The organism is Pedococcus badiiscoriae (genome assembly GCF_013408925.1).
Classification (GTDB): domain Bacteria; phylum Actinomycetota; class Actinomycetes; order Actinomycetales; family Dermatophilaceae; genus Pedococcus; species Pedococcus badiiscoriae.
The window spans coordinates 640680-664491 of the sequence record NZ_JACCAB010000001.1 but is presented as its reverse complement, the minus strand read 5'-3'; the positions used below and the strand labels follow the sequence as shown (position 1 = coordinate 664491).

The following is a 23812-nucleotide window of genomic DNA, read 5'->3' as shown; positions in this document are numbered from 1 at the left end:
CCGTTCTCAAAGCCATGAGCCCCAAGGAGATCCGCATGCCCGTTGACCCCGCCGAGGCCGCGCTCGTCGCCTCCGTCCCGACCGGGCTGTTCATCGACGGACAGTGGCGCGAGTCCTCCGACGGCGCCCGGGTCGACGTCGAGGACCCCGCCACCGGCTTGGTCCTCGCCTCGGTGGCCGATGCCACCGTCGCCGACGGTGACGCTGCCCTCAGCGCCGCCGCGGCAGCGCAGGCGGACTGGGCGCGGACGGCGCCGCGCGAGCGCAGTGAGCTGCTTCGCGCGGCATACGAGCTGCTCGTGGAGCGCACCGAGGACTTCGCGACGCTCATGACTCTTGAGATGGGCAAGCCGCTGGCCGAGGCTCGCGGCGAGGTGGCCTATGGCGCGGAGTTCTTCCGCTGGTTCGCCGAGGAGGCGGTGCGCATCTCGGGACGGTGGATGACCGCACCGAACGGCGCGACGCGCCTGCTCACGATGAAGAAGCCGGTCGGCCCCACGCTCATGGTGACGCCCTGGAACTTCCCCCTCGCCATGGGCACCCGCAAGATCGGCCCGGCCATCGCCGCCGGCTGCACCATGGTCGTCAAGCCGGCCACCCAGACCCCGCTGACCATGCTGGCGCTGGCCGAGCTGCTGCGTGAGGTGGGCGTGCCCGCCGGTGTCGTCAACGTCATCACCACCACCCGCACCGCCGAGGTGATGGAGCCGCTGGTGCGCGACGCGCGGGCGCGCAAGCTCACCTTTACGGGCTCGACCCCGGTGGGTCGCACCCTCGTGGAGCAGTCGGCGACCCAGCTGCTGCGGGTGTCCATGGAGCTCGGTGGCAACGCGCCGTTCATCGTCTTCGAGGACGCCGACCTCGACGCGGCCGTCGAGGGGGCGCTGCTGGCCAAGATGCGCAACACGGGCGAGGCGTGCACCGCCGCCAACCGGTTCCTCGTGCACGAGTCCGTTGCCGACACCTTTGCCGCTCGGCTGGCCGAGCGGATGGCTGGTATGCCGGTCGGGCGCGGCACCGAGGACGGCGTCACGGTCGGGCCGCTGATCGACGCCAAGGCAGTCGCCAAGGTGTCGTCCCTGGTCGACGACGCAGTCCGCAAGGGAGCAAGGGTCGCCTGTGGCGGCAAGGAGGTGGGGGACCGTGGCTACTTCTACGCCCCGACCGTGCTCACCGATGTGCCTGCCGACGCGGACCTCGTGCGTGAGGAGATCTTCGGGCCGGTCGCGGCCATCGGCACCTTCACCACAGAGGAAGAAGCCGTGGCGCGCGCCAACGACACCGACTACGGCCTCGCCGCCTACGCCTTCACCCGCGACCTCTCTCGGGTGCTGCGGCTCGGTGAGGTCCTGGAGTACGGCATGGTCGGCGTCAACACCGGCATCGTCTCCAACCCAGCCGCCCCGTTCGGCGGCATGAAGGCCTCCGGCTTCGGGCGCGAGGGCGGCTTCGAAGGAATCGACGAGTACCTGGAGACCACCTACCTGGGCATCGCCCCCTGAGCGGTGGCGATCACCGGACCGAACCCTGGCTGGGTCGAATCGCCAACTGTGGGGGTCAGAGACAGCGTTTGGCCCTGCCACCGCGCAAGGTACGGATCGGTGATCTCGCCGACGAACTGGCCGTTGCCGTCGTGGTTGACGAAAGCGAGGAACTTTGTCTCGCCGCTGCTCCGGTCGTCGATGAACTTGCCGACATAGAGCCGGTCGTCGGTCAGCAGCTGCGCGCTCGCGACGTCGAAGGGTCCCGGCCAGGACGGGGTGGGCAACACCCAGACGCCACCGGTCGTGCCCGTGGCCCGGCGGGCGGTCGAGGCATCCTTGGCCAGGCAGTTGAAGACCAGCACGGGTCGTCCGTCGACGACGGCCGTCTGGAAGACCTCGAGCTGGCCGAACCCTTGTCCGGGTTCCGAGAGTGGCTCGCGCAGCTCCCAGTGCTCGAGGTCGGGCGACCAGGCGTGGCCGACGACTCCGCGGTCGTCCGCCGGCCCGTGGTTGGCCCGCGCGGTGATGAGCATGTGCCAGCCGTTGCCGTCCGGGTCTGGGAAGACCCAGGGGTCTCGGAAGGCTTCGTCGTGCCAGAGGCTGTCGGAGAGCTTCTCGTACCATCGCGAGTCGGCGGTGAGCACCGGTCCCGGGGCCTTGTCCCATGTCAGGAGGTCGACCGAGGTGGCATAGCCGATGGACTGGATGTTGGCGCTGGGAGGCACCAGCGTCGAGCCGGTGTAGAACATGAACCACCGACCGTCGGGATGCCGCACCACGGAGCCTGTCCACGTGGCGCAGTCGTCGAAGGCGGGCGGGTCGCTGCGGACGAGCGCGTCCGCCACTCGTTCCCAGGTGACCAGGTCGGCAGAGACCGCGTGTCCGACCGAGGCCCGGTGATGGCGGGCGTCGGGGTCCTTCAGGGCGCGCGATGCGTACAGGAAGAACAGGTGGTACTGCGTGCCGTCGTCGAGGAGCCAGAAGTCCCAGACCCACGAATCGGGAAGTCCAAACGCCATCTGCCCTTCAGCCCTTCACGCCGGATGAGGCGATGGAGTTGATGAACGCCCGTTGGAACGCGATGAAGAGGATGAGCACCGGGGCGGTGATCATGCTGGCGTACGCCATGATCTGACCCCAGGAGACGTTGAGCTGCTTGAAGTAGTCGATGCCGACCATGACCGGTCGAAGCTCTTCGGACTGCACTGACATCAGCGGCCAGAGGTACTGGTTCCAGGTGGGCAGGAACGTGAGGATGGCGACGGTGGCCACGGCGGGACCGGACAACGGCATGACGATGCTGCGGTAGATGCGGAACCAGCCGGCGCCGTCGACGGTGGCGGCCTCGTCCAGCTCCTTCGGGATGCTGTCGAAGTACTGGTAGAAGAGGAAGATCGAGAAGGCGTTGGCAATGAAGGGGATGATCTGCACCTGGTAGGTGTCGAGCCAGCCCTGTGAGTAGCCGCCGGGCCCGAAGAAGGGCAGCTTGTTGACCCACCACAGCAGGGGGAGCGCCAGGGTCTCGAAGGGCACGATGAGCGTCGCGAGGATGACGCCGAGCACGAACGACCCGCCGCGGAACTTGATGCGGGCCAACGAGAACGCGGCCATGGAGTTGACGATGACCCCGAGCACGACGGTGACCACCGAGATCAGCACCGAGTTGAGCATGAACTGTGCGAAGGGCACCCGGTTGAAGACGCCTATGTAGTTGTCCAGCGACAGGTTTCCCACGGGAAGGAACGAGCGGATCCCGCCGAGGTCGGCGAAGATCTGCGTGTCTGGCTTGAAGCTGGCCACGATCATGAACAGCAGCGGGAGACCGAAGACGAGGCAGAGGACGATGCGCAGGACGAGTCCCAGCACACGTCGGACGGGGAACTGCGTGTCGACCGCTGGGCGGTTCTCGGTTGCCGTGCGCTCGGCGACAGGTGTCAACGTGGTCATGGTCAGGCCTTCTCACGGGTGTAGTAGCGCTGGATGATCGTCACGATCAGGACGAGGACGAAGAAGACCAGGGAGATCGCGGAGGCGTAGCCGGTCTGTTGCTGCTGGAACCCCGTCCGGACGGCCATGAGCACCACCGTCGAGGTCGAGTCCAGTGGGCCGCCCTGGGTCATGATGTTGACCTGGGTGAAGAGCGAGAACGCGGCGATCGTGATCGTGATGAGGATGAAGGTCCGGGTCTGACGCAGCCCCGGCCAGGTGACGTACCGGAACTGTTGCCACTGGCTCGCGCCGTCGAGTGATGCGGCTTCGTACAGGTCGCCCGAGATGGTCTGCAGCCCCGAGAGCCAGATGACCATGTGGAATCCCATGGCCTGCCACGCCGACATGAGGATGATGGCGATGAGCGCGGTGTGGGGGTCCCCCAGCCAGTCGGGCCCGGTGATGCCGCCCTTGGCCAGGACCTGGTTGATGAGGCCGTTCTTCTGGTAGAGGAACAGCCAGAGCATCGACACGACGACCATGGACGTGACCACCGGGAGGAAGTAGATCGTCCGGAAGAAGTTGACGCCCCGCATCTTGACGTTGACGAGCAGCGCCAGCCCCAGGGCGCACGCCGACTGGACGGGCACGATCACGATGGCGAACAGGACCGTGTTGCGCAGCGACTTCCAGAAGGTGTCGTCGCTGAACAGGCGGGTGAAGTTGTCGACCCCGATGAACTGCGCCGGCCTGGGCGAGATGAGCCGGGCGTCGGTGAACGCGAGCCCGAGGGTGAGGCCGATGGGGATCAGCAGGAACGTGATCAGCAGCACGGCTGCCGGCAGGATCATGAGCAGCGCCGAGCGGCTCGAGGATCTGGGGCGACGTGTGGTCGGGCGTCTGCCGGCCCGGGGTATCGAGATGGTCGTCATTGTCCGTCTCTTTCTTCTGCGGTTCGTGCGGTGCCTGCGGTTCGTGCGGTGCCTGCGGTGCCTGCGGTGCCTGCGGTATGCCGCTGGGTCAGCCCAGCGGCATACCGCAGGGGGTCACTTGAAGTAGCCGTTGGACTTCTGGTTGGCGTCGATGTCCTTGACCGCCTGGTCGAGGGCGCCCTTGGGGTCCGCGCCGTTGAGGATGTCCTGCGCGGTCTTGGTGAACTCGGTCGCGATGAACGGGTACCCAGGGGTGATGGGGCGCAGGACCGCGTACTTCTTGGCGTAGTCACGGAAGACCTGGTTGTCCCCGCCCGGGCCGTAGCCCGGGACCTGGGTGGCGGCGGCGTCCGTGGCCGGGATGTTCTTGGTGGCGCTGGAGACGGAGGCGACGTACTTGTCCTGGGCCGCGAACTTCATGTAGTCCATCGCGCCCTTGGGGTCGGCGCAGTTGGTCGAGACGCCCCACTGCCAGGAGCCGCCGCCGATCTTGGGTCCGTTGCCGAGGTCCGCGGGCGGGAGGAACAGCGTGTCCTTGCCGAAGGCCTTGCGGGTGTCCGTGGCCGTCCAGGTGCCGTTGTACAGGATGGCGGTCTTGCCGTTGACGAAGTCCTTGGCGGGGTCGGCTCCGGACTTGAGCGGCGCGAGACCGTCGGTCACCAGGCTGCGGAACCACTTGGCCCACTCGACGGCCTTGTCGCTGTTCAGCGCGCCATCGGCGGACTTGTAGTCGGTGCGGTTGATCAGGTCCCCACCGAAGCTCTGCAGCATCGGCGAGTACGCGTACGGCCACCACTCGCCCGTGAAGCTCGTGGCGATGTCGAGGGGGTTCTGGAACGCACCGGAGGCCTTGATCTTCTTCAGGGCGGCGGTGAACTCGTCCTTGGTCCACGGCTGGTCGATGGTGGGGACCCGGATGCCGTACTTGTCGAGGGTCGACTTGCGGGTGACGTTGACCAGGGCCACGTCGTAGTAGCCGAACGAGTACGTCTTGCCGTTGTACTTGCCGATGACGCTGGGCAGAAACTTCGACAGCGTCGCGTCCATCCCCTCCAGCGGCGCCAGGTAGCCGGCCCAGGCCCAGTTCGGGACGTTCGGCCCGTCGATGTCCAGGATGCACGGGAGCTTCTTGGAGGCTGCGGCCGCGACGACAGACTGGTTGTAGGAGTCCTGCGGGAACGCCTGGATCTTGACCTTGTACTTGGTCTGGCTCTTGTTGTAGTCGTTCACGATCTGCGTGATGGAGGCGAGCTCGTCCTTGTTGCCGGCATTGTGGGTCCACATGGTCAGCTCACCGCCGGCGCCACCGGCTGAGCTGCTTCCACCCTTGGCGCAGGCAGCCAAGGACAGGGGGAGGGCCGCGGCCAGGAGGCCCACGGCGAGACGCTTGGTCGGGTTGAGCTTCACGGGGTTCCTCCGGGGTGAGCTGAAGGTTCAGCGACGTTGCTAAAACCTTTCAGCAAGGAAGGTAGCAGCGGGGAGTGGGGATGGACAAGGGCCTGAGGGCAACTTTCGGCGCGAAGGTAAATCGTTTCCACCTGCGGTTCGACCCTGCTCGGTCGTCCGTGACCGGTAGGGTGGCCTGGGATCTGCCTCACAGGGCGACGATCGGCCCGACATACGTCAATCGGGCCCTGGATGGACGAAGGAGGCCGGAGCCACGTGGATGATCGCCCCACTCTCGCCGACGTGGCCGCTCGCGCCGGGGTGTCGAAGACCGCCGTGAGCCTGGCCCTCAACGACCGGCCCGGGTCGCGGCTCTCTGCCGATGCCGTCCGGCGAATCAAGGAAGCAGCTCAGGAGCTGAACTACCGCCCCAATCCCGCCGCTCGGTCGCTGCGGATCGGCCGGACGAACACCATCGGCTTCATCTCCGACGAGGTCACGGTGACGCGGTTCGCGTCCGCGATGATCCGCGGAATGCTCGATGTGGCCGATGACCGGGACCACGGCGTGCTCATCGCGGAGACGGGCCACCACCCCAAGCAGCTCGCGAAGGCCCTGGAGTCCATGATCGACCGCCAGGTCGACGGAATCATCTTCGGCTCGCTGACGGCCCGGCTCCTCGACCTGCCCGAGCTGCCCGACCGCGTCCGCGCCGTCACGGTCAACTGCAAGAGCGCGACGGTGCCCACGGCGGTGCTGCCCTCGGAGCGGGTGGCTGGCCGCCAGGTGGCACGGCTGCTGCTCGACGCCGGCCACGGCGACGCCGTCGCGGTGATCGGCAACGCGCCCCTCGCGTCCGCCGACCAGCGGATCTCTGTCACGATCGGCGAACGGTTCGCGGGCATCCACCAGGCGCTGGACGAAGCGGGGGTGGTACCCGTCGCGGTGGCGGACTTCGAGATGTGGGAACCCTGGCACGGCTACGACGCCACCAAGCGGGTCATCGAGTCGGGCGCACCCATCACCGCCATGATCTGTCTCAACGACCGCGTCGCCTTCGGCGCCTACCAAGCCCTGGCGGAGCACGGTCTTTCCGTCCCCCACGACGTCTCGATCGCATCCTTCGACGACGACGAGATCGCGTCATACCTCCGGCCCGGTCTGACCACCGCCAGGCTGCCCTACGAAGAGATGGGCCGACGTGCCATGGAGGTGGTCATGGCTCCCGACCCGCCGGTGGGGGACCAGCTCGTACCCATGCCGATCCAACACAGAGAGTCGATCGCTGCGCCTCGGCTCTGACGCGACACCCTCTGAGCGCGAGGGGCCGCGGCCAGCGCTGCGCCGGACTGTGCCTTTCCGTCGCGTCAAAAAGGCCGCGAATAGGTGGAAGGTCGGGCAGACTGGCCAGATGTTCGGGAAGACCCTTCGACTGCACCCGTCCCGCGGATGAGCCTCGCCCCGGGTGCCGTTCCCAACGGTGGCGCTGTGCGCCGGATCCTCGTCGTGGATGACGACGAGCTGATCCTCGAGGTGGCCCAGATGAGCCTGGAGGTGGTCGGCGGCTGGACCGTGGTCACGGCGTCCGACGGGCAGCAGGGCCTCGAGCTGGCCCGGGCGGAGCAGCCTGACGCCGTCGTCATGGACGTGATGATGCCGGGCATGGACGGCCCTACCGCGGCGGTAGCCATGCGGGCTGACCCGGCCACCGCGGGGATCCCGATCGTGTTGCTCACAGCGAAGATCCAAGCTGCGGATCGGACCGCCTTCGCCGAGCTGCCGGTGAACGGCGTGTTGGGCAAGCCCTTCGACCCGATGCTGCTGCCGGCCGAGCTGGCGGCAATCCTGGGGTGGTCCTGATGTCGGCCGACCTCACCCGTTCCGGAGGGGAGGAGACCGCCGTGGACGCTGCGATGGCCGCCTTCCGAGACCGAGCCAGGGACAGGAACCTGGCCCGGGTCGAGGTCATTGCCGACGCCCTGCACGCCATGGGCGACGGTGAGCTGACCGAGGAGGTGCGGCTCGGCGCCTTCGGCGACGCGCACTCCCTCGCGGGGTCGGCAGGGACGTTCGGCTTCGCCGATGCGAGCTCGCTCGGCCGGGAGCTGGAGGCGCTGTTGGGTGACGTCGACGGCGCCGAGGACTCGTCGACTCGGGCTGAGCGGGGTGGCCGGCTCGTGGTGCGGCTGCGCGAGGTGCTGGCCGACTCGGCCGTCGCACCGGCTCCAGCGGCCGGAGATGACCTATCGGGAAATGGGGACGTGTGCGCACACCTGACCTGACGACGTGGCGCCCCCTGCGTCAGGGGCTGTTGCTTGCCGCCGTGGTGGCTGTCGTGGTGCCGCTGGTGGTGGTGATCACCGCCCTGACCGGCTTTGGCCAGGTGCACCAGGCGAACGAGAACGCGTTGCGGCTGACGACGGCCCAGAGGTATCAGCAGGACGCCGACATGCTGCACGACACGCTCCACGCCGATGTCCTGAGCGAGGTCCTCAACCCCGCCGCAGGCGGGGCGGCCACCCCGGCGCGGGAGCGCCCCGTCACCAGTGACGCCGCTCTGCTCGACGCCGACCTTCGGCGTCTGGACGGAGTCAACAGTCCCCGTTCGCTGGCGGCCGAGATCGACAACCTGCGTCCGCGCCTGCGGGAGTACGCCGCGCAGGCGGTGGCGTTGGTCGACCTGGCGGCGTCCAACCCTGCTGCCGCCAGGGCTGGCCTCCCGGCGTTCGAGAGTGCCTTCCGCGCGCTGGAGCAGCCCCAGGCCGACTTGACCAGTCACCTGGCTCGCGAAGCCGCCGCGGAGGCGCGCACGGCCGACAGCCGTGCGACGCAGGCCGTGGCCGAGACCGTCGCTGCGGCTGCGGCAGTCCTCGTGGTGATGCTGTGGCTGGCGTTCTTCCTCTACCGCCTCGGGGCCGGCAACGACCTCCTGGTCCGTCGCCTGAAGGACAACAGCGAGCAGCTGGCGCAGAGCAACCATGAGCTCCAGGACGCGCAGCAGATGGCCCACATCGGCAGCTGGCAGTGGGACCCCCGCTCCGGGGTCACGCTGTGGAGCGACGAGTTCTACCGCATCCTGGGTCTTGCTCCGGGCACCCCCGGAGACCACCGGGACCTGTTCGCGGCACGCGTCCACCCCGAAGACCTGGCTGACGTCATGCGAGACCGCCTGGAGGTCAGCCGGTCACTCACCGACATCCACTCCCAGTACCGGGTCGTGCGACCCGACGGCTCCGTCAGGGAGGTCCTGGGCCTGGGCAAGGCCATCCGCGACGAGCACGGTGAGCTGGTGCGCCTGGTGGGCACCGTCCAGGACATCACCGACCAGCGGGCACTGGAGCGGATGAAGGACGACTTCGTCGGCGTGATCAGCCACGAGCTGCGCACCCCGCTGACCTCGATCCGGGGAGCCCTGGGCCTGATCGCCGGCGGTGCCGTGGGCTCCCTCCCACCCAAGGCGCAACGGATGGCCGACGTCGCCCTGAACAGCTGCCAGCGGCTGGTGCGTCTGGTCAACGACATCCTCGACGTCGAGAAGATGGCGGCGGGGAAGCTCGAGTTCGACCTGGTCCCGCTGCCCGCCACGGAGATCGTCGAGAGTGCGATCGCGGAGATGAGGGCCATGGCGGACCAGGCCGGTGTCACCCTGGCCGCCCTGCCGATGGATGCGGTGGTCATGGCGGACCGGGATCGGATCGCGCAGGCTCTGACCAACCTGATCAGCAACGCCATCAAGTTCTCGCCGGCCGGGGGGACCGTGCTGGTCGCTGCCGGCCCGGCCTCGGAAGGCTCGCAGTCGGGTGACCTCGTCCAGTTCACCGTGACCGACCAGGGAACGGGCATCCCCGCCGACCAGCTCGAGTCAGTGTTCGACCGGTTCACCCAGGCCGATGCCTCCGACACACGTGCCAAGGGGGGCACCGGCCTCGGGTTGCCCATCTGCCGCGGGATCATCGAGGCCCACGGAGGGCGGATCTGGGCCACCAGCGAGCCCGGGCAGGGCGCCACCTTCGCGTTCACCCTGCCCGCGGCCCCCGCTCCCGGTGAGGAGGCGGGCGCCGGGCCGCTGCCGATCGGGGCGGTCCTGGTCTGTGACGACGACCCGGACGTGGTCGAGGTCCTGGCCGCGATGCTGGAGGCCAACGGCTACTCCACGTTGCGCGCGCACAGCGGCCCCGAGGCGCTGGCCCTGGCCGCAGACCAGGCGCCGAGCCTGGTCCTGATCGACCTGCGGATGCCGGGGATGTCGGGATGGGAGACCATCGCCGAGCTGCAGGCCAACCCGGCCACGGCTGACATCCCCATCATCATCCTGTCCGCGCTGGCCCCCGACGACATGGCCGTTCCGGCGGCTTCGTCGTGGCTGACCAAGCCGATCGACCAGCAGGCCCTGATGGCCTCGCTGCGGCGGGCGCTGGGCGCTGGGGCCACCACCAGCGTCCTCATCGTCGAGGACGACGAGGACCTCGCCGAGGTCCTGCAGATGTTCTTCACCGACCACGGCGTCCACGCCCGGGTCGCCCACACCGGCGCGCAGGCCTTGGCTCTGAGTCGTCAGGTCCCCCCGGACCTCCTCGTCCTGGACCTGGGCCTGCCCGACATCGATGGGTATGCCGTGGTGGAGGCGATGCGCCGCGAGGATCGGCTGCGCTCCCTTCCCCTCCTGGTGTACACCGGCTCCCAGCTCAGCCCGGATGACAAACGCCGTCTCCTGCTCGGCGAGACCCGGTTCGTGACCAAGTCGGGGGACTCGGCCGACTTCGCGCGCAAGGTCATCAGCCTGCTGCGCAAGGTCACCAGCGACTCCTGACGCACGACCAAGCTGACGCAGGGCAGTCCTGACGCACGACGGAGGGGTGGCGGCGTGGCGCACCGCCTCCACTCAATCGCGTGCTTGGCGACCGGTGGGAACTCGCACCGCTGACGGCTCCGGCGCGTAGCGCGGCAGGACCAGGTCGAACGCGGTGGTCGGGTGGAGCGCCCGGACCACCCGACCGCCGCAGGCAGCGGCGAGCTTCTCCGCCACGCGCAGGCCCATGCCTTCCCCTGGCGAAGCGCTGTGCCCCGCCCCGAAGCGCTCGGGGGTGCCCTGGTCGACGACCCGCAGCCGCACGCGGTCGGCCCACGCGTCGACGCTGACCTCGACGTCACCGGCACCGTGCTTGAGGGCGTTGTCGATCAGGACGTCGAGCACCTGCGAGGGTGGCCCCGTCGGCGCCGACACCTGGCAGTCGGGCAGCGGGCCCGCGACCCGCACCTCGCGGCCCACCGCGCGCGCCGAGGATTCCCACCGGCGCGTGGCATGGATGGCCACGACCGCCGGATCGGTCTGGAAGGTCCCTGCCGGCAAAGCGCCGCGGCGTGCCAAGGCGAGCAGGTCGGCGACGATGTCGGCGAGACGGTCGACCTCCTGGCGGCACCGGTGCAGGTCCGCCCGCAACCGACGAGGCGTCTCCGGGTGCATCGTCAGCTCCTCGAGAGCCAGCCCCAGAGCCGTCAACGGGGTGCGCAGCTGGTGAGCGGCTTGCCCACCGAACGCCCTCTCCTGCGCCAGCTGCCCGCGCAGACGCAAGGCGCTCAGGTTCATCGCGGCCAAGACCTCAGCGGCCAACCCGGCGACCGGCTGCGGTTCCCGCCCGTTCGGGCTCATCTCGTCGAGCAGCTCAGCATGGGACTGCAGCGCTTCCAACGAGCGCCGGTGCTGGGACTTCAGGACGTGCGTCCGGGCGACGAAGACACCGGACGTCACCGAGCCCACGACCGCGCCCCACACCCAACCGGGGAGGCTCTCCAACTCCGTGGCGCCGAAAGGCAGCCGTCCACCGGTGGCCAGCTCCATCACGCCCACACCGATCACGAGCGCCGCCAGCACGACCAGACCCACAACCCACGCCGGCCACGCCAGCCGCGCCGGCACGGCAGGCCGGCCAGCAACGCGGTGCGTTCTGCTCATCGCTGATCCCTTGCGCAGGAGCCCGGGCTCATGTGTGTGTTCTCGATACGCACAATCTAGGTGAGAGACTCCCGATTTGGCGCCCTTTGTCCCTTCGTGGCACTCGTGACGGTCGAGCCAGCACGGTTGCCGGCTCCGTCTTCAGCGCGGACGTCACGGTCCGGCGGATTTTGGGTCATTTCCCTGCAGAACATGGCGAGGCGCCGCTACCTTGTGGATCCTGTGGCTGTGGGTTTGCTGTGGGTTCACCGCGGTAACCCATCAATACGTCGTCTCGAATCGAGTTGCCTATGTTTCGTCATGATCGCGTTGTGTCCACGACCACACTCGCGGCAAGCGTGGTGGCACTGAGCATCGGCGCGGTCGTGGCGGCCGCCTCGACGGCTTCGGCCATGACCGTCTCGTCCGTGGGCTCCGGGCTACCGGTCCCTGTGCCGAGCTCAGCAGCCGGGGTGGCCCGGCCGCCGGTCACCGTGCCCTCGGTGTCGGCGCCCTCGGTCTCCCTGCCCCCAGTCTCCGTGCCCTCGGTGTCCGTGCCCCCGATCCCAGCGCCCGCGATCTCGGTGCCGCCGGTTTCGGTGCCCTCGGTCGGTGTCCCCGTTCCGGCACCCGTCAGCACCGTCCCGGTTCCGCACCCGGGCGGCAGTCTTCCCGTCCCGGCAGCACCGTCCGCGCAGGTGCCCGCGCACCCGGTCGGCTCGCTCCTGCCGTCGGGAGGAGTGCCCGGAGGGCTCGGGGTCGTCCCTGGCGGGGTTCTCTCAAACCGGGGGGGAAACACGCCGGGCTCGGTGCTGAGCGCTGGTGTCGACGCGTCCCCCGTGGGGAACGCCTGCCTTCAGGCAAGGGGCACCGGCACCGCGCTCGCGAATGTGACCGTGAACGTCGGCGGTCACAACGTCACGGCCCCGCTCGTCCAGGCCCTGCCCGGCGTCCTCGCACCATGCCCGACCGGCGGGACGACCGCGACAGCCGGCCTGAGCGCATCGGTCCTCGGCCTTGTCGGCGCCTGCGTCAGGGCGACGGCACAGCCGCCGATGGAGGCGAGCGTCCTGGTTCTGGACACTGAGCTCATCGGCAGGTTGACCGCCGCCGGCGTGCCCTTGAACCAGGTCGTGGTCTCGTGCCCGGCGGGAGTTGCCAGCGGGCAGCCTGGCACGCCGGGCCACGGGGGAGGCGGTCCCACACCCTCCGTCTCCGGCCCCGCTGCCGCAGGCTCCGCCGGTCCCGGCACCAAGCCCACCGCGGCGTCCCGGGCGCCGCGCGGCGTGGCGGGCACCTGCGCCTCACTGGCCTCGTCAGGGTCGACCACCTTGAACAGCCACACTCTGGCCAGCGTCCTGCCGGGCAACATCCCCCAGACGTTGCCGTGGATCCTGCTGGCCCTCGCGTTGCTCGGCCGCAGACGCCTTGGTCGTGTCGTCCACGCCGTGCGGGGAATCCGTAGCCAGCCGTCACCGACGGTCGCCGTGAAGTGACGCCCGTCCGATGGGGTGACCTGCTGGGCGTTCGCGAGGACGGTCCGGGCACGCTGGCCGACCGACTGGGGGTTGCCGTGTACGCGGCCGAACCCGGACCGACCGGGCAGTGGCTGTATGTCAGCTCGGCCGTCGCCGGCGTCCTGGGGTTCACTCCCGAACAGCTCCTGGCCGACCCGGGCCTGTGGCTGGCCCAGCTCCACCCACAGGACCGTGACATGGTCCTGGCCCGTGAGTCCTCGCTCGCCTCCACCGGGAGGGTGTGCTCGGAGTACCGGTTCACCCGTGCCGACGGGCAGGTGGTCTGGGTGCTCGACGACGCTGTCGTCGAGCAGGGCGACCACGGGGAGGACGTCCTCCACGGTTTCCTCCTCGACATCACTGAGCGCAAGCGCAGCGAGCTGATGCTTGTCGCCCAGGCCGACATCGTCGAGGCCGTTGCGGGTGGCGTCCCGTTGGGCGAGGTGCTGACGACCTTGGCCCAGGCGGTGGAAGGACTGTCCGGGGCCGCCCGGTGCGTCCTCGAGGTGTCCGCCCAGGTCAAGGCCAGCGCTGCTGGTCCGCTCCGGGTCAGCTCCGGCGGGGTCGATGGTCCCTCCGGGCCCGAACGGGACCCAGCTGACGTGGTGCGGAACGCGCCCATCGTGTCCCCGAACGGGCAGACGCTGGGAAGGCTGTCGCTGACCTACCCCTGCGGGACCAGGCTTGGGGAAGCGGACGACGAGCTGTCGGCGTGGGCCGCCGGGCTGGCCGCACTCGCTGTGGTCCGCGCGGCAGAGCATGAAGCGATGGCGACCTCGGTGTCGCTCCTGACGGCGACCCTGGAGTCGACGGTCGACGGGATCCTCGTGGTCGACCGGTCGGGGAAGATCGCTGGCTACAACCAGACGTTCGCGACCATGTGGCGCATCGACCCCGGCCTGCTCAGCTCTGGCGACGACGCCACGGTGATGTCCTCGGTGCTTGCGCAGCTGGTCGACCCTGAGGCATTCGTCGCGCAGGTGAAGCGGCTGTACGCGAGCCCCGAGCAGACCAGCTTCGACGAGCTCGCCTTCCGGGACGGCCGCGTGTTCGAGCGGTACTCCCAACCGCAGCGCGTCCAGGGCGCGACGGTCGGGCGGGTCTGGAGCTTTCGTGACGTCACGCACACGCGGCGCCTGCAGGCCGACCTGCGCGATACCCAGGACAACCTGGGCCTGCTGGTCGGTCAGGTCCGCGACTACGCCATCCTCAACCTGGACCCGACCGGGCACGTGATGACCTGGAACGCCGGTGCGCAGCGGATCAAGGGCTACGCGGAGCCGGAGATCCTCGGGCAGCACATCTCGGTCTTCTACCGTCCGGAGGATGTGGCCGCCGGTATGCCGGTACGCGCCCTCGAGGTCGCGTTGGCTGAGGGGCAGTTCCTGGGTGAGGGCTGGAGGGTCCGCAAGGACGGCTCCCATTTCTGGGCCAGTGTGGTGATCACCGCCCTGCGCGACGAGCAGGATCGGCTGCGCGGGTTCGGCAAGGTGACACGAGACATCAGCGACAAACACCAGGCGGAGCTCGACCTGCAGTCACAGGCGCGGATGCTCGAGCTGCTCGGCGAGGTGGCTACCGCATCGAACTCGGCCTCCACCGTGGAAGAGGCGCTCGAGGCGGCGCTGGCGTCGTTCGCCAAGTTCGGAGACTGGCAGCTCGCCCATGCCTACCTGGCCGACCATGACGACCCCTCGACCCCTCGCCACTCGGTGTGGCACGAGGAGAGCCCCGGTGCGTTTGCCAGTTTCAGGGCGGCAACCGAGGCCGCGCCGGCCCGGGAGTGGACGCTTCCGCAGTCGGTCTTCGTCAGCCCGGCCCCGATCTGGCTGCCCTCGCTGCAGGGTGACCCGAGGTTCGGCCGCGTCAGCGCAGCCGCGAGCGCCGGTCTCGTTGCAGCGTGTGCCTTTCCCATCCTCGTGCGGGACCAGCCGGTCGGTGTCCTGGAGTTCTTCAGCGACCAGCCCCACCCGACACGGCCCGACGTGCTGCAGGTGATGGACCAGATAGGCACCCAGCTCGGGCGGGTCATCGAACGAGACCGCGCCGAGCACCGTCTCGCGAGACACTCCGAGCAGCTGGAGCGGCTGTCCAACCGGCTGGAAACCGTGCTGAACTCGGCCGGGGACGGGATCTACGGGCTCGATGCCCAAGGGGCCGTCACCTTCATCAACGCGGCCGGGGCTCGCCTGGTCGGACTGCCTGCGACGCTCATCGTGGGCGGCCCGGCGACAGACTTCATCGTCATCGAGCCGGAGTCCGAGCAGGACCAGTCGGGCGGGTGCGACCCGGCCGAAGGCGCGCTACAGCTCGGCGTTGACGGCGGATCTCGCGTATGGACCGGGCGGCGCCGCCGCGCGGACGGGAGGCTGTACGACTCGGAGTCGACCACGGCGCCCATCGTGTCCGACGGCCGTGTGGTCGGCGCGGTCGTCGTCTTCCGCGACATCAGCGAGCGGCGGGCCGTGGAGCGGCTCAAGAACCAGTTCATCTCCGTTGTCAGCCACGAGCTGCGCACTCCGCTGACCGGCATCCGCGGCGCTCTGGGGCTGCTCGCGGGCGGAGCGGCCGGTCCTCTGACACCCCCGGCCGCGCGGATGGTGGAGGTAGCCACCACCAGTACCGACCGGCTCATCCGCCTGATCACCGACATCCTCGATCTCGAGCGCATGACCGCCGGTCACCTGCGGGTTCACCCGACGCCCACTGCGGCGCGTCAGCTGATCCAGGCCGCCGTCGAGGAGACCGCCGTCCTGGCCGAGCGCGCTCAGGTCGGGATCAGGGTCACCCACACACCCGGTGAGGTCCTGGCCGACCCCGACCGCATCCTCCAGATCCTGACCAACCTGGTCGGCAACGCGGTCAAGTTCTCCGACCCGGGCACTGTCGTGCAGCTGAGTACCACAGCCGTGGACGGACACGTCCGATTCGACGTGACCGACCAGGGTCCGGGCATTCCCACCGAACAGCTCGAAGTGATCTTCGAGCCCTTCCGGCAGGCCGATGCGTCCGACACGCGCCACCACGGCGGCACCGGTCTGGGACTGGCCATCTGCCGCGGAATCGTCGAAGAGCACGACGGCCGCATCTGGGTGGCAAGCGAAATGGGACGCGGCTCGACGTTCTCCTTCACCCTGCCGCGTACTGACGAGTAGGCACAGGGAGGATCTCGACCTCCCGGGATCACCCTTGGCGCAGAAGGCCCTCGCCCACGGCCGAGGCAAGGGCCGGCGCCAGGGGGAGCCGGGGAATGAGCGTGGCCTGCACCGCGTGGTAGGTGTCGGGCTTGCCCTCCCAGACCAGGGCGCTGGGCTGGTTCGAGGTGTCGAGCTCGTGTCGCCAGGATCCACCTCGGAGGTCGAGGACGACGTCGGCGATGTGGTCCCACCAGGTCTGGTACCACTGTGCATACGCAGCGTCGCCCGTCGCGTCGTGCAGCGCCGCGGCCGCCGCGGTCGCCTCCGCGGCCACCCAGTGCATCCGTTCGCGGACCACGGGTCGGCCCGACCAGTCGACGGTGTAGACGAACCCGGGCGCGCCGTCGACCGACCAGCCCTCGCGGACAGCCGCGTCGAAGAGGCTCCGCGCGTCGTCGAGCATCCAGTCCGGAGCCGCGTCCTCACCCAGCGCCGCGCGCAGGTGCAGGGTCAGGCGCGACCACTCCAGCCAGTGCCCGATCGTGGCGCCGTAGGGCCGGAACGGGTGGGCCGGCGCGTCGGCGTTGTACTCCAGCAGCGGCTGCCACTGCTCGTCGAAGTGCTCGGGGATCCTCCACTCGTGCGACCGTGCCAGGTCGTGCACCACCCGGGCGACGATGCGCAGGGCGTGCTGGAGCAGTCGGTCGTCCGCGGTGGCGCTCGAGGCGGCGAGCAATGCCTCGACGGTGTGCATGTTCGCATTGACGCCGCGGTAGGGGTCCAGGGTCGACCAGCTCCGGTCCCACTCCTCGACGACCATGCCGTGCTCGTCGTCCCAGAAGCGGGTGAGCAGGACCTCGAGCGCCTCCTCCAGCAGGGCCGGGGCGCCGGGACGACCGGCCACCACGGCGCTGGACGCCGCCAGCACGACGAAGGCGTGCTCGTATGCCGACTTCTGCTCGGTGCGCGGCCCGTCGGCGTCGACGGCGGCATACCAGCCTGACCGTTCGTCGTCGTGGAAACGCCCGGTGAGCGCGCCGATGCCGTGGTCGACGAGCGACGCGCAGCCCGGACGGCCCATCAGCGCGCCCAGCGCGAAGACGTGCGTCATCCGGCAGGTGATCCACAGCTGGACTGGGCGGTCGAGCTGGGCCCGGCCGTCATCGTCGAGCCACGCGAATCCGCCCGCGGGATGGCGCGATCCCCGGCTGAAGGCGAGCAGGCGGTCTGACTCGGCCTCGAGCCAGCGGGCGTGCGAAGCGCTGCCCAGCCAGGGCTTCACCCGCCGAACGCCCCGTGGTCGTAGGTGTCGCCGACCTTGTAGGTGGCCACACCCAGGGTGGAGTCGCTCTGGCCGTAGTAGGCGAACCACGTGTCGCGGAAGAACACCAGGCCCTCGACGAAGGTCACGTTGGAGACCAGGCCATGGGTGTCCTCATAGGTCTGCGGCTCGAGCCACGGACGGTTCATCTGCGCGAGGATCGTGGTCGGGTCGTCCGGGGAGAAGAGCAGCTGGCCGCAGGTGTAGCGCACCGTGCCGTCCTCGTTCTTCACGGCGGCGTTGTGCAGCAACAGGATCAGGCCGTTGTTGGTGATGATCGGCTGGGGCCCCACCTCGACGAGGAAGGAGCCGAAGGTGCCGGGCGGGGTGGGCACCATGATCGGCTCGTCGTTGGAGCAGGGCGTCCAGTGGATGAGGTCGTCCGACCACGCGTACCAGATCGAGCCCTCCCCGAAGTACATGAGGTAACGACCGTTGATCGGCACGGGCAGGATGGCCCCGGCCTTGCTCCAGGGCGCGTCCGACCCGTTGCCGACCGGCAGGAACGTGTTGAAGTCCGGGAACATCGGGCCGTGCTTGGTCCACGTGTACAGGTCCGTCGAGGTGGCCAGGCACAGCTGGGCGGACGTGCGGTCCCACCCGGTGTAGGTCAGGTAGTACGTCCCGTCGATCTCCACGACGCGCGGGTCCTCCGCCCCGAACTTCTCGTAGTCCTCGGTCGGGGAGAGCACCGGCTCGGGGTGGCGCTCGAAGTGGATGCCGTCCTCGCTGGTGGCCAGGCCGACGTGCGAGATGATGTCGTCCGCGTGGGCGCGGTAGAGGAGCACCACGCGGTCGTCCTTGACCACGGCGGCTGGGTTGTAGACGCTGGCCGACTCCCACGTGTCTCCCTGCGGGCGCAGGATCGGGTTGCCCTCATGGGCGGTGAACGGTCCGAGCGGGAACTCGGCGTGGGGGAACGCGTGCTGTGTCATGTCTCCTCATTCATTGGGGTACTGGCTGTGGGGTGGGGCCGAGGTGCGGCAGGGATTCGGTGCGGATTCCGGGGATTCGGCAAGGCTTTCGCAAGGATTCGGCGAGGCTGGTCTAGCGGCGCAGGTAGGTGAAGCCTCCAGCGGGCACCCTGACCGGCACCGTCCGCGCCCGGCTGGACCACGAGCTCACGAGGCGGCCAGTGCCGTCATAGGTCTCGATCTGCGTGGACCCGGTGCCGGGCAGCGTGACCTGTGCGTGCTCGACCCTGTGAGACCTGCTCGACAGGATCGCTGTGCTGTGACCGTCTCCGGTCAGGACCAGCCGCGACACCAGTGGCTCGACCATGAGCGCATCCAGCCTGGCCTCGTCCCCGCCGGTGGCGGTGGTGGAGGCTGACAGCTGGGTGGTGCCGGCGGAGACGGTGACGGGCAGCGTCACCGGGAGCAGGGCGCCCGGTGCCGGGGAGTCGCCCTGGGCGCCGATGTCACCTGAACGCACCTGTCCCAGCGCGCGGTCCTCGCTCGTGAACGTCGTGACGGCAGAGCTCCCGGGCTGCAGGTCGAACACCGGCAGCACCAGGGATGCCGGGCCCGCGGGCAGCGTGAACGACACGCGTCCACCCTGGGGCACGCCTGCGTAGCCGGAGCCGGAGAAGAGCGCCTCTCCCGTCCACAGGGACGGCGGGACGACCGCATGCGCTCCGCCACTGAGGCCGGCCGTCTCCGCCTCGATGCTGGTCGTGCCGATGCGCTGGCTGATGGTGGCGGTCCTGGCGAGCGCCGCGACGTCGGGGTGCGCGTCGAGCGCCAGCATCGCGAGCAGCCCGTGGATCGTGGACTCGGCGCCGGAGTTGTGGTTGACCGTGCCGTTCCCGGAGATTCCGTCGTAGGTGACACCGGTGGCAGGGTCGTACATGGGGACGCCCGCCGGGTTGGCGCCGAAGAACCACGCACCCACGATGCCCGCGAGGCGGTGGGCCGCCTGCTGGCGACTGCCCTGGGCGGTCGCGATGAGCGACTCCAGGCGGGAGTCGGCGCCATAGGCGATCTGCGAGCTGTCGCCGCGGGTCGGCAACCGACCGTTGTCCGGGCCGCCCGAGGTCAGCAGCCAGGGGTCGAAGGTGAAGGAGTCGGTGGCCGCGACGTCCGACAGGTGGGGGTCGCCCAGCACCGTCGAGGCTCGGGCCAGTGCCGCCGGCATCTGCGAGGCCCAGGCGTGCCAGATCGATCGGGAGAGCGCCCAGGGGCGGACCGCGCCGAAGGGCCAGGTCTGGGCGTCGCCACCCGAGAGGTCGGCCACGCCCTCGCTGAGTCGGGTCAGTGCGGTCCGCGCCGCCGGCGAGCCTCCGGCTTCGACATACGCGGACAGGCCGAGGACTGCCTCGGCACTGGCGTCGGCGCCGCTGGCGATGAGCCACGCGGGGGCTCGCTGGCCGTCGATGGACAGGTACTGGCCGTAACGCGCCAGGCACTCGCGATCCAGTGCGCTCACGGCAAGGTCGAGTCGCTGGCGCAGGAAGGAGCCGAAGGCAGGGTCGGTCGTCCGGAAGGCGGCGTAGCCCTCGCCCAGGGCCCAGATGGAGCGAGCCAGCCAGTACGACGCGTCGCTGTCGGAGGGGTCCGGCAGCTCCTTCGGCTGGGGGCTGGGGTTGAGCGTGCCGTCCGGTTGCATCCACAGCACGACGTTGCCCGCATTCGCCCCGGAGGAGGTCTGCAGGTACGTCAGTCCTCGGAGGAGCTCGTAGGCACGGGCCCGGCTGGACGACGCGCCGGTGGCTCGCCAGTGACGCAGGTAGACCACCGCGGCTCGGGACATGTCGTCCGCGTTGTAGGCGCCCTGCCCGTAGGTGTTCGTCGCGGGGTCGTAGCTGCCGCCGCCGACGTGGCGGAACCCGCCGGTGCCGGTGGGCTCGGCATACGTCCACAGGGTGCCGATCTGTGGTTCGCCAGCGAGGTGGTAGGTGGTGTGGCCGGACTGGCTCGGCGGCGCGACGCGGGCGCCCAACCAGTCGAGGTGGGCCAGGTTGGTGAGGGGCGCGGTGCTCGACCGCGACGTCGACGCCAGGGTGGTGGAGGCGGTGGAGGCTTGGGCCGGGCCGGTGCCCGCCGACGCCGCGGCGAGGACGACGGTCAGGGTCGCGGCGGCGCCTACCACCCAGCCGCCGAGGCCGGGTCGCCTGCCGGAGCGCGTCGTGGTGGTGCCAGGTCGTCGGTCGGTCGCGAGAGTCATGCGGTCCTCATTCGGGTTGAGGTGCTGCGGAGGTGGTCGGGGATGGCGACAGTCCTGCCGTCGTGGGAGGCACGCGTCGCGGCGGCCGCGACGGCGACCGCGGCGGCTCCCTCGCGAACGGAGCTGTAGGGGGTGGTTCCGGTCGTGACGGCGCTGACCAGGTCGGCCATCGCCGCGCGCACGCTCTCTGCGTAGACCTTGGCCTTGGCGGACGGGCCCCCGAGGGTGAGCTGGACCCGGACGTGGTGGGGGATGTCGAGCGGCAGCCCGCGACCACGGGCGTGTGCCGTGCCCGCAGCGTCACGGTGCACCCTGGCCGTGATCCTGGCCTGGGCGTCGAGGCGGTATCCGTTGACGTGCATGACCTCGGCCACCCGCGAGGGCAGGTGCTCGACGAACCGCGCGCCGTCCTCGTTGGTCCAGGCGTCGATCGCGGCATCGATCGGGATCCACCCGTCGACGCGCACCTCGGCCGCCCCGTGGTCCAGGCGCATCAGCTGCCGCTCGCAGCGGTGGGCGTGGGTGAAGCTGTGCGTGTGGGTCGCCAGGACCTGTTCACCGTGCATGACCGTGGCACTCACCAGGTCGACCGGTCCGGTGTGGCTGCGTCGAGCAGCGCTGGCCTGGACGGCGGTCTCCGGGCGGTCGATGAGCATGGCTGCCGCATCGAAGAAGTGCACGCCGTGCTCTACGAAGATCCCGCCGCTGGCAGCCGGGTCCCAGAACCAGTGGGCCGGATCGAGGTCCTCGTCACTGGCGTCGTTGTCGAAGCTGAAGCTCTGGACCGGGCCGAGCAGGTCCGGCTGGAGCGCGGTCAGCGCCCGAAGGATCGGGTTGTAGCGGAGCACATGGTCGACGACCAGCACCCGGCCGCTGCGCTCCACCAGCTCGATGAGCTCGTGCGCCTGCCCCACATCGGTGGCCAGGGGCTTCTCGCAGAACACGTGACGCCCGGCCTCCAGCGCAGCAGCGGCGATGTGGGCGTGGGTCGCCGGCGGGGTGGCCACGACAACCACGTCGACGTCTGGACCGTCCAGCAGGGCCTCCCAGTCCGGCAGGCTGCGTGCACCGTGCCGGTGGGCCAGGGCCTGCGCCCGCTCGAGCACCGGGTCGGCGACGGCGCGTAGCTCCACACCAGGCAGGTCGGCGGTCACGTCGGCCACGAAGCCGGCGAACCGGCCTGCGCCGACGAGGCCCAGTCCGAGCGACGTCATCCCTTGACCCCCGAGCCGAGGTCGGAGCTGATGAAGTGCCGTTGGAAGGCCACGAACAGGGCTATGGCGGGTGCTGCGAGCACCACCGCACCGGCGAGGATCGCCCCGAACGGGTTGTCGGCCCGGCCGGCGACGTTGCTGATGTAGTTCGCGAGCGTGACGGCCAGCGGCTGCATGTCGGTCTGCTTGGTGACCAGGAAGGGCCACAGGAACTCGTTCCACGGCCCGATGAACGTCAGGAGCACCGCAGTGAGCAGGGCCGGCCTCACCAGCGGGAGGGCGATCGACCACAGGATGCGCAGCTCCCCGGCCCCGTCGAGCCGCGCCGCGGAGAAGAGCTCCTCGGGCAGCTGGAGGAAGAACTGGCGGAACAGGAACACCGCCGTGGAGTTGATCGCGAACGGCAGGATCATGCCCAGGTACGAGTCGGCGAGTCCGTACGTCCGCACGATCATCACGTAGATGGGGATGATGAGCAGCTGGAAGGGCACGATCTGGACGAGCAGCATGATGGCGAAGAGGGTGCCCCGGCCACGAAAGTGCAGCCGTGCCAACGCGTAGCCGCCCAGGATGCCGAACACCACGGTGCTGAGCAGGACCGCGCCGGTGAAGATCCCCGAGTTGACCAGCGACCGGAGCAGGTTCACCCGGCTGTCGATCTGGGCGTAGTTGTGCACGGTCAGCCCGGTCGGCACCAGGCCCTTCAGGGAAGGGTCGGACTTGGCTTTGAACGAGCCGACGAGCATGTAGTAGAAGGGAAAGAGGAACACCAGCGCGCCGAGCAGCAGCGCGGAAAAGCTCAGCCAGTGACCCTTGCGTCGCTTGGCGGGAGTGCTGTCGAGCATGTCAGTCACGCTCCAGAACGCGTCGGTTGATGAGCGAGATGACCAGCACGGCGATCACGAGGATGACCCCGATCGCGGCGGCGATGTCCGGAGCGCCCTGCTCGATGCCCTTCTGGTACATGAGGAACACCGGCGACGTCGAAGCCCCGTTGGGACCTCCGCCGTTGGTGAGCAGGTAGGGCTCGGTGAACAGGTTGGCGCCCGTGATCGTGGCCAGGATGACGACCAGGGTCGTCGCCGGGCGAACCCCGGGAACCGTCACGCTCATGAACGAGCGCACCGGACCGGCGCCGTCGACGGAGGCCGACTCGTAGAGCTCTTTCGGCACGTTCTGCAGGGCTGCCAGGTAGAGCAGGATGAAGAAGCCGAGCTGCTTCCAGGTCACGAAGATCGCGATGACCGGCATGGCCAGGCCGCTGTTGACCAGCCACGAGGGGTTCGGGGCCAGTGGCCCGAGCACGTTGTTGACCATGCCGTTGTTGCTGAACAGGAACAGCCAGACCGCCACCAGCGCCACGCTGGCCGTGACGTACGGGACGTAGTACGCGACGCGCAGGAACGTCCGGATGTGGGTGACCGAGTTCAGGGCGGTGGCGAGCACGAGGGACAGCACCACGGTGAGCGGGACGTTGATGACCAGGAACTCGAGCACGTTGAGGAACGACTGACGCACGGCCGGGTCGCCGAGCACCCGGGTGTAGTTGGAGAACCCGACGAACGGTCGGTCGACCTGGGCGCCGGGTGCCGCGAAGAAGTACCGGTGGAAGCTGATCCACACCGCGAGCCCCAGGGGGTACGCGAAGACCGCGGCGAGGAACACGGCATACGGGGCGGCCATGACGATCCCCAGGGGCTGGCGGCCCACGAGGGCCGTCAGCTTCCGGGGGGCGGGGCTGTGCGTGACAGCCCCGCCCGTTCGGGCAGCTTCAGTGCTCATGGTCTGGGCCCGG

The 23812-nt window shown here is 69.5% G+C and carries 19 protein-coding genes; 7 read left to right on the top strand and 12 right to left on the bottom strand.

Annotation, left to right across the window (positions count from 1 at the left end):
- Positions 1–35 precede the first annotated feature (35 nt).
- Positions 36–1502 (top strand): NAD-dependent succinate-semialdehyde dehydrogenase, encoded by a 1467-nt coding sequence (locus BJ986_RS03115; protein WP_179420680.1) that lies wholly within the window; start codon positions 36–38, stop codon positions 1500–1502.
- On the opposite strand, the gene BJ986_RS03110 is transcribed toward BJ986_RS03115, so the two are convergent.
- From BJ986_RS03110 to BJ986_RS03095, 4 genes are all read right to left on the bottom strand, one after another.
- A complete protein-coding gene (locus tag BJ986_RS03110; protein WP_179420679.1) occupies positions 1481–2503 on the bottom strand; it encodes a glycoside hydrolase family protein in 1023 nt (340 codons plus the stop codon). The two genes, BJ986_RS03115 and BJ986_RS03110, sit on opposite strands and share 22 nt — an antisense overlap.
- Before the next feature lie 7 nt (positions 2504–2510).
- On the bottom strand, positions 2511–3431 hold the full coding sequence (locus BJ986_RS03105; RefSeq protein ID WP_179420678.1) for an ABC transporter permease subunit: 921 nt from the start codon (positions 3429–3431) through the stop codon (positions 2511–2513).
- Between the two features lie 2 nt (positions 3432–3433).
- The gene (locus BJ986_RS03100) at positions 3434–4264 is read right to left on the bottom strand and encodes a carbohydrate ABC transporter permease (protein WP_238338045.1); all 831 of its coding nucleotides are present in this window, start codon (positions 4262–4264) and stop codon (positions 3434–3436) included.
- Between the two features lie 195 nt (positions 4265–4459).
- Positions 4460–5752, bottom strand: a complete 1293-nt coding sequence (locus BJ986_RS03095) for an extracellular solute-binding protein (RefSeq protein ID WP_179420676.1) — start codon at positions 5750–5752, stop codon at positions 4460–4462.
- Positions 5753–6007: 255 nt separating this feature from the next.
- Between BJ986_RS03095 and BJ986_RS03090 the strand changes: the two genes are divergently transcribed.
- From BJ986_RS03090 to BJ986_RS03075, 4 genes are all read left to right on the top strand, one after another.
- Complete coding sequence (locus BJ986_RS03090) at positions 6008–7033, top strand: LacI family DNA-binding transcriptional regulator (protein WP_337794725.1); 1026 nt, start codon at positions 6008–6010, stop codon at positions 7031–7033.
- Positions 7034–7180: 147 nt separating this feature from the next.
- A complete protein-coding gene (locus tag BJ986_RS03085) occupies positions 7181–7591 on the top strand; it encodes a response regulator (protein ID WP_179420674.1) in 411 nt (136 codons plus the stop codon).
- Entirely contained in the window at positions 7591–8013 is a 423-nt protein-coding gene (locus BJ986_RS03080; RefSeq protein ID WP_179420673.1) for an Hpt domain-containing protein, read from the top strand. The genes BJ986_RS03085 and BJ986_RS03080 overlap by 1 nt, the downstream gene beginning before the upstream one ends.
- Positions 7995–10541, top strand: coding sequence for a response regulator (locus BJ986_RS03075; RefSeq protein ID WP_179420672.1), 2547 nt, complete (start codon positions 7995–7997; stop codon positions 10539–10541). The genes BJ986_RS03080 and BJ986_RS03075 overlap by 19 nt, the downstream gene beginning before the upstream one ends.
- 72 nt (positions 10542–10613) lie before the next feature.
- Here the strand turns inward: BJ986_RS03075 and BJ986_RS03070 are convergent, their stop codons facing one another.
- Together BJ986_RS03070 and BJ986_RS03065 are read right to left on the bottom strand one after the other, a co-directional pair.
- On the bottom strand, positions 10614–11684 hold the full coding sequence (locus BJ986_RS03070; RefSeq protein WP_179420671.1) for a sensor histidine kinase: 1071 nt from the start codon (positions 11682–11684) through the stop codon (positions 10614–10616).
- A gap of 298 nt (positions 11685–11982) precedes the next feature.
- Positions 11983–12303, bottom strand: a complete 321-nt coding sequence (locus BJ986_RS03065; protein ID WP_179420670.1) for a hypothetical protein — start codon at positions 12301–12303, stop codon at positions 11983–11985.
- 250 nt (positions 12304–12553) lie between these two features.
- Here BJ986_RS03065 and BJ986_RS03060 point away from each other — a divergent pair, with 250 nt between their 5' ends.
- On the top strand, positions 12554–13159 hold the full coding sequence (locus BJ986_RS03060) for a hypothetical protein (RefSeq protein ID WP_179420669.1): 606 nt from the start codon (positions 12554–12556) through the stop codon (positions 13157–13159).
- Positions 13156–16335 (top strand): PAS domain S-box protein, encoded by a 3180-nt coding sequence (locus BJ986_RS03055; protein WP_179420668.1) that lies wholly within the window; start codon positions 13156–13158, stop codon positions 16333–16335. Before BJ986_RS03060 ends, BJ986_RS03055 begins: the two co-directional genes overlap by 4 nt.
- 28 nt (positions 16336–16363) lie before the next feature.
- On the opposite strand, the gene BJ986_RS03050 is transcribed toward BJ986_RS03055, so the two are convergent.
- From BJ986_RS03050 to BJ986_RS03025, 6 genes are all read right to left on the bottom strand, one after another.
- Entirely contained in the window at positions 16364–17599 is a 1236-nt protein-coding gene (locus BJ986_RS03050; protein ID WP_179420667.1) for an AGE family epimerase/isomerase, read from the bottom strand.
- A complete protein-coding gene (locus BJ986_RS03045) occupies positions 17596–18573 on the bottom strand; it encodes a glycoside hydrolase family 130 protein (RefSeq protein ID WP_179420666.1) in 978 nt (325 codons plus the stop codon). The genes BJ986_RS03050 and BJ986_RS03045 overlap by 4 nt, the downstream gene beginning before the upstream one ends.
- 112 nt (positions 18574–18685) lie before the next feature.
- The gene (locus BJ986_RS03040) at positions 18686–20803 is read right to left on the bottom strand and encodes a hypothetical protein (RefSeq protein ID WP_202881166.1); all 2118 of its coding nucleotides are present in this window, start codon (positions 20801–20803) and stop codon (positions 18686–18688) included.
- On the bottom strand, positions 20800–22017 hold the full coding sequence (locus tag BJ986_RS03035) for a Gfo/Idh/MocA family protein (protein ID WP_179420665.1): 1218 nt from the start codon (positions 22015–22017) through the stop codon (positions 20800–20802). The genes BJ986_RS03040 and BJ986_RS03035 overlap by 4 nt, the downstream gene beginning before the upstream one ends.
- Complete coding sequence (locus BJ986_RS03030) at positions 22014–22862, bottom strand: carbohydrate ABC transporter permease (RefSeq protein WP_179420664.1); 849 nt, start codon at positions 22860–22862, stop codon at positions 22014–22016. Before BJ986_RS03030 ends, BJ986_RS03035 begins: the two co-directional genes overlap by 4 nt.
- 1 nt (position 22863) lies before the next feature.
- Positions 22864–23799, bottom strand: a complete 936-nt coding sequence (locus BJ986_RS03025; RefSeq protein ID WP_179420663.1) for a carbohydrate ABC transporter permease — start codon at positions 23797–23799, stop codon at positions 22864–22866.
- Between the last annotated feature and the right edge of the window lie 13 nt (positions 23800–23812).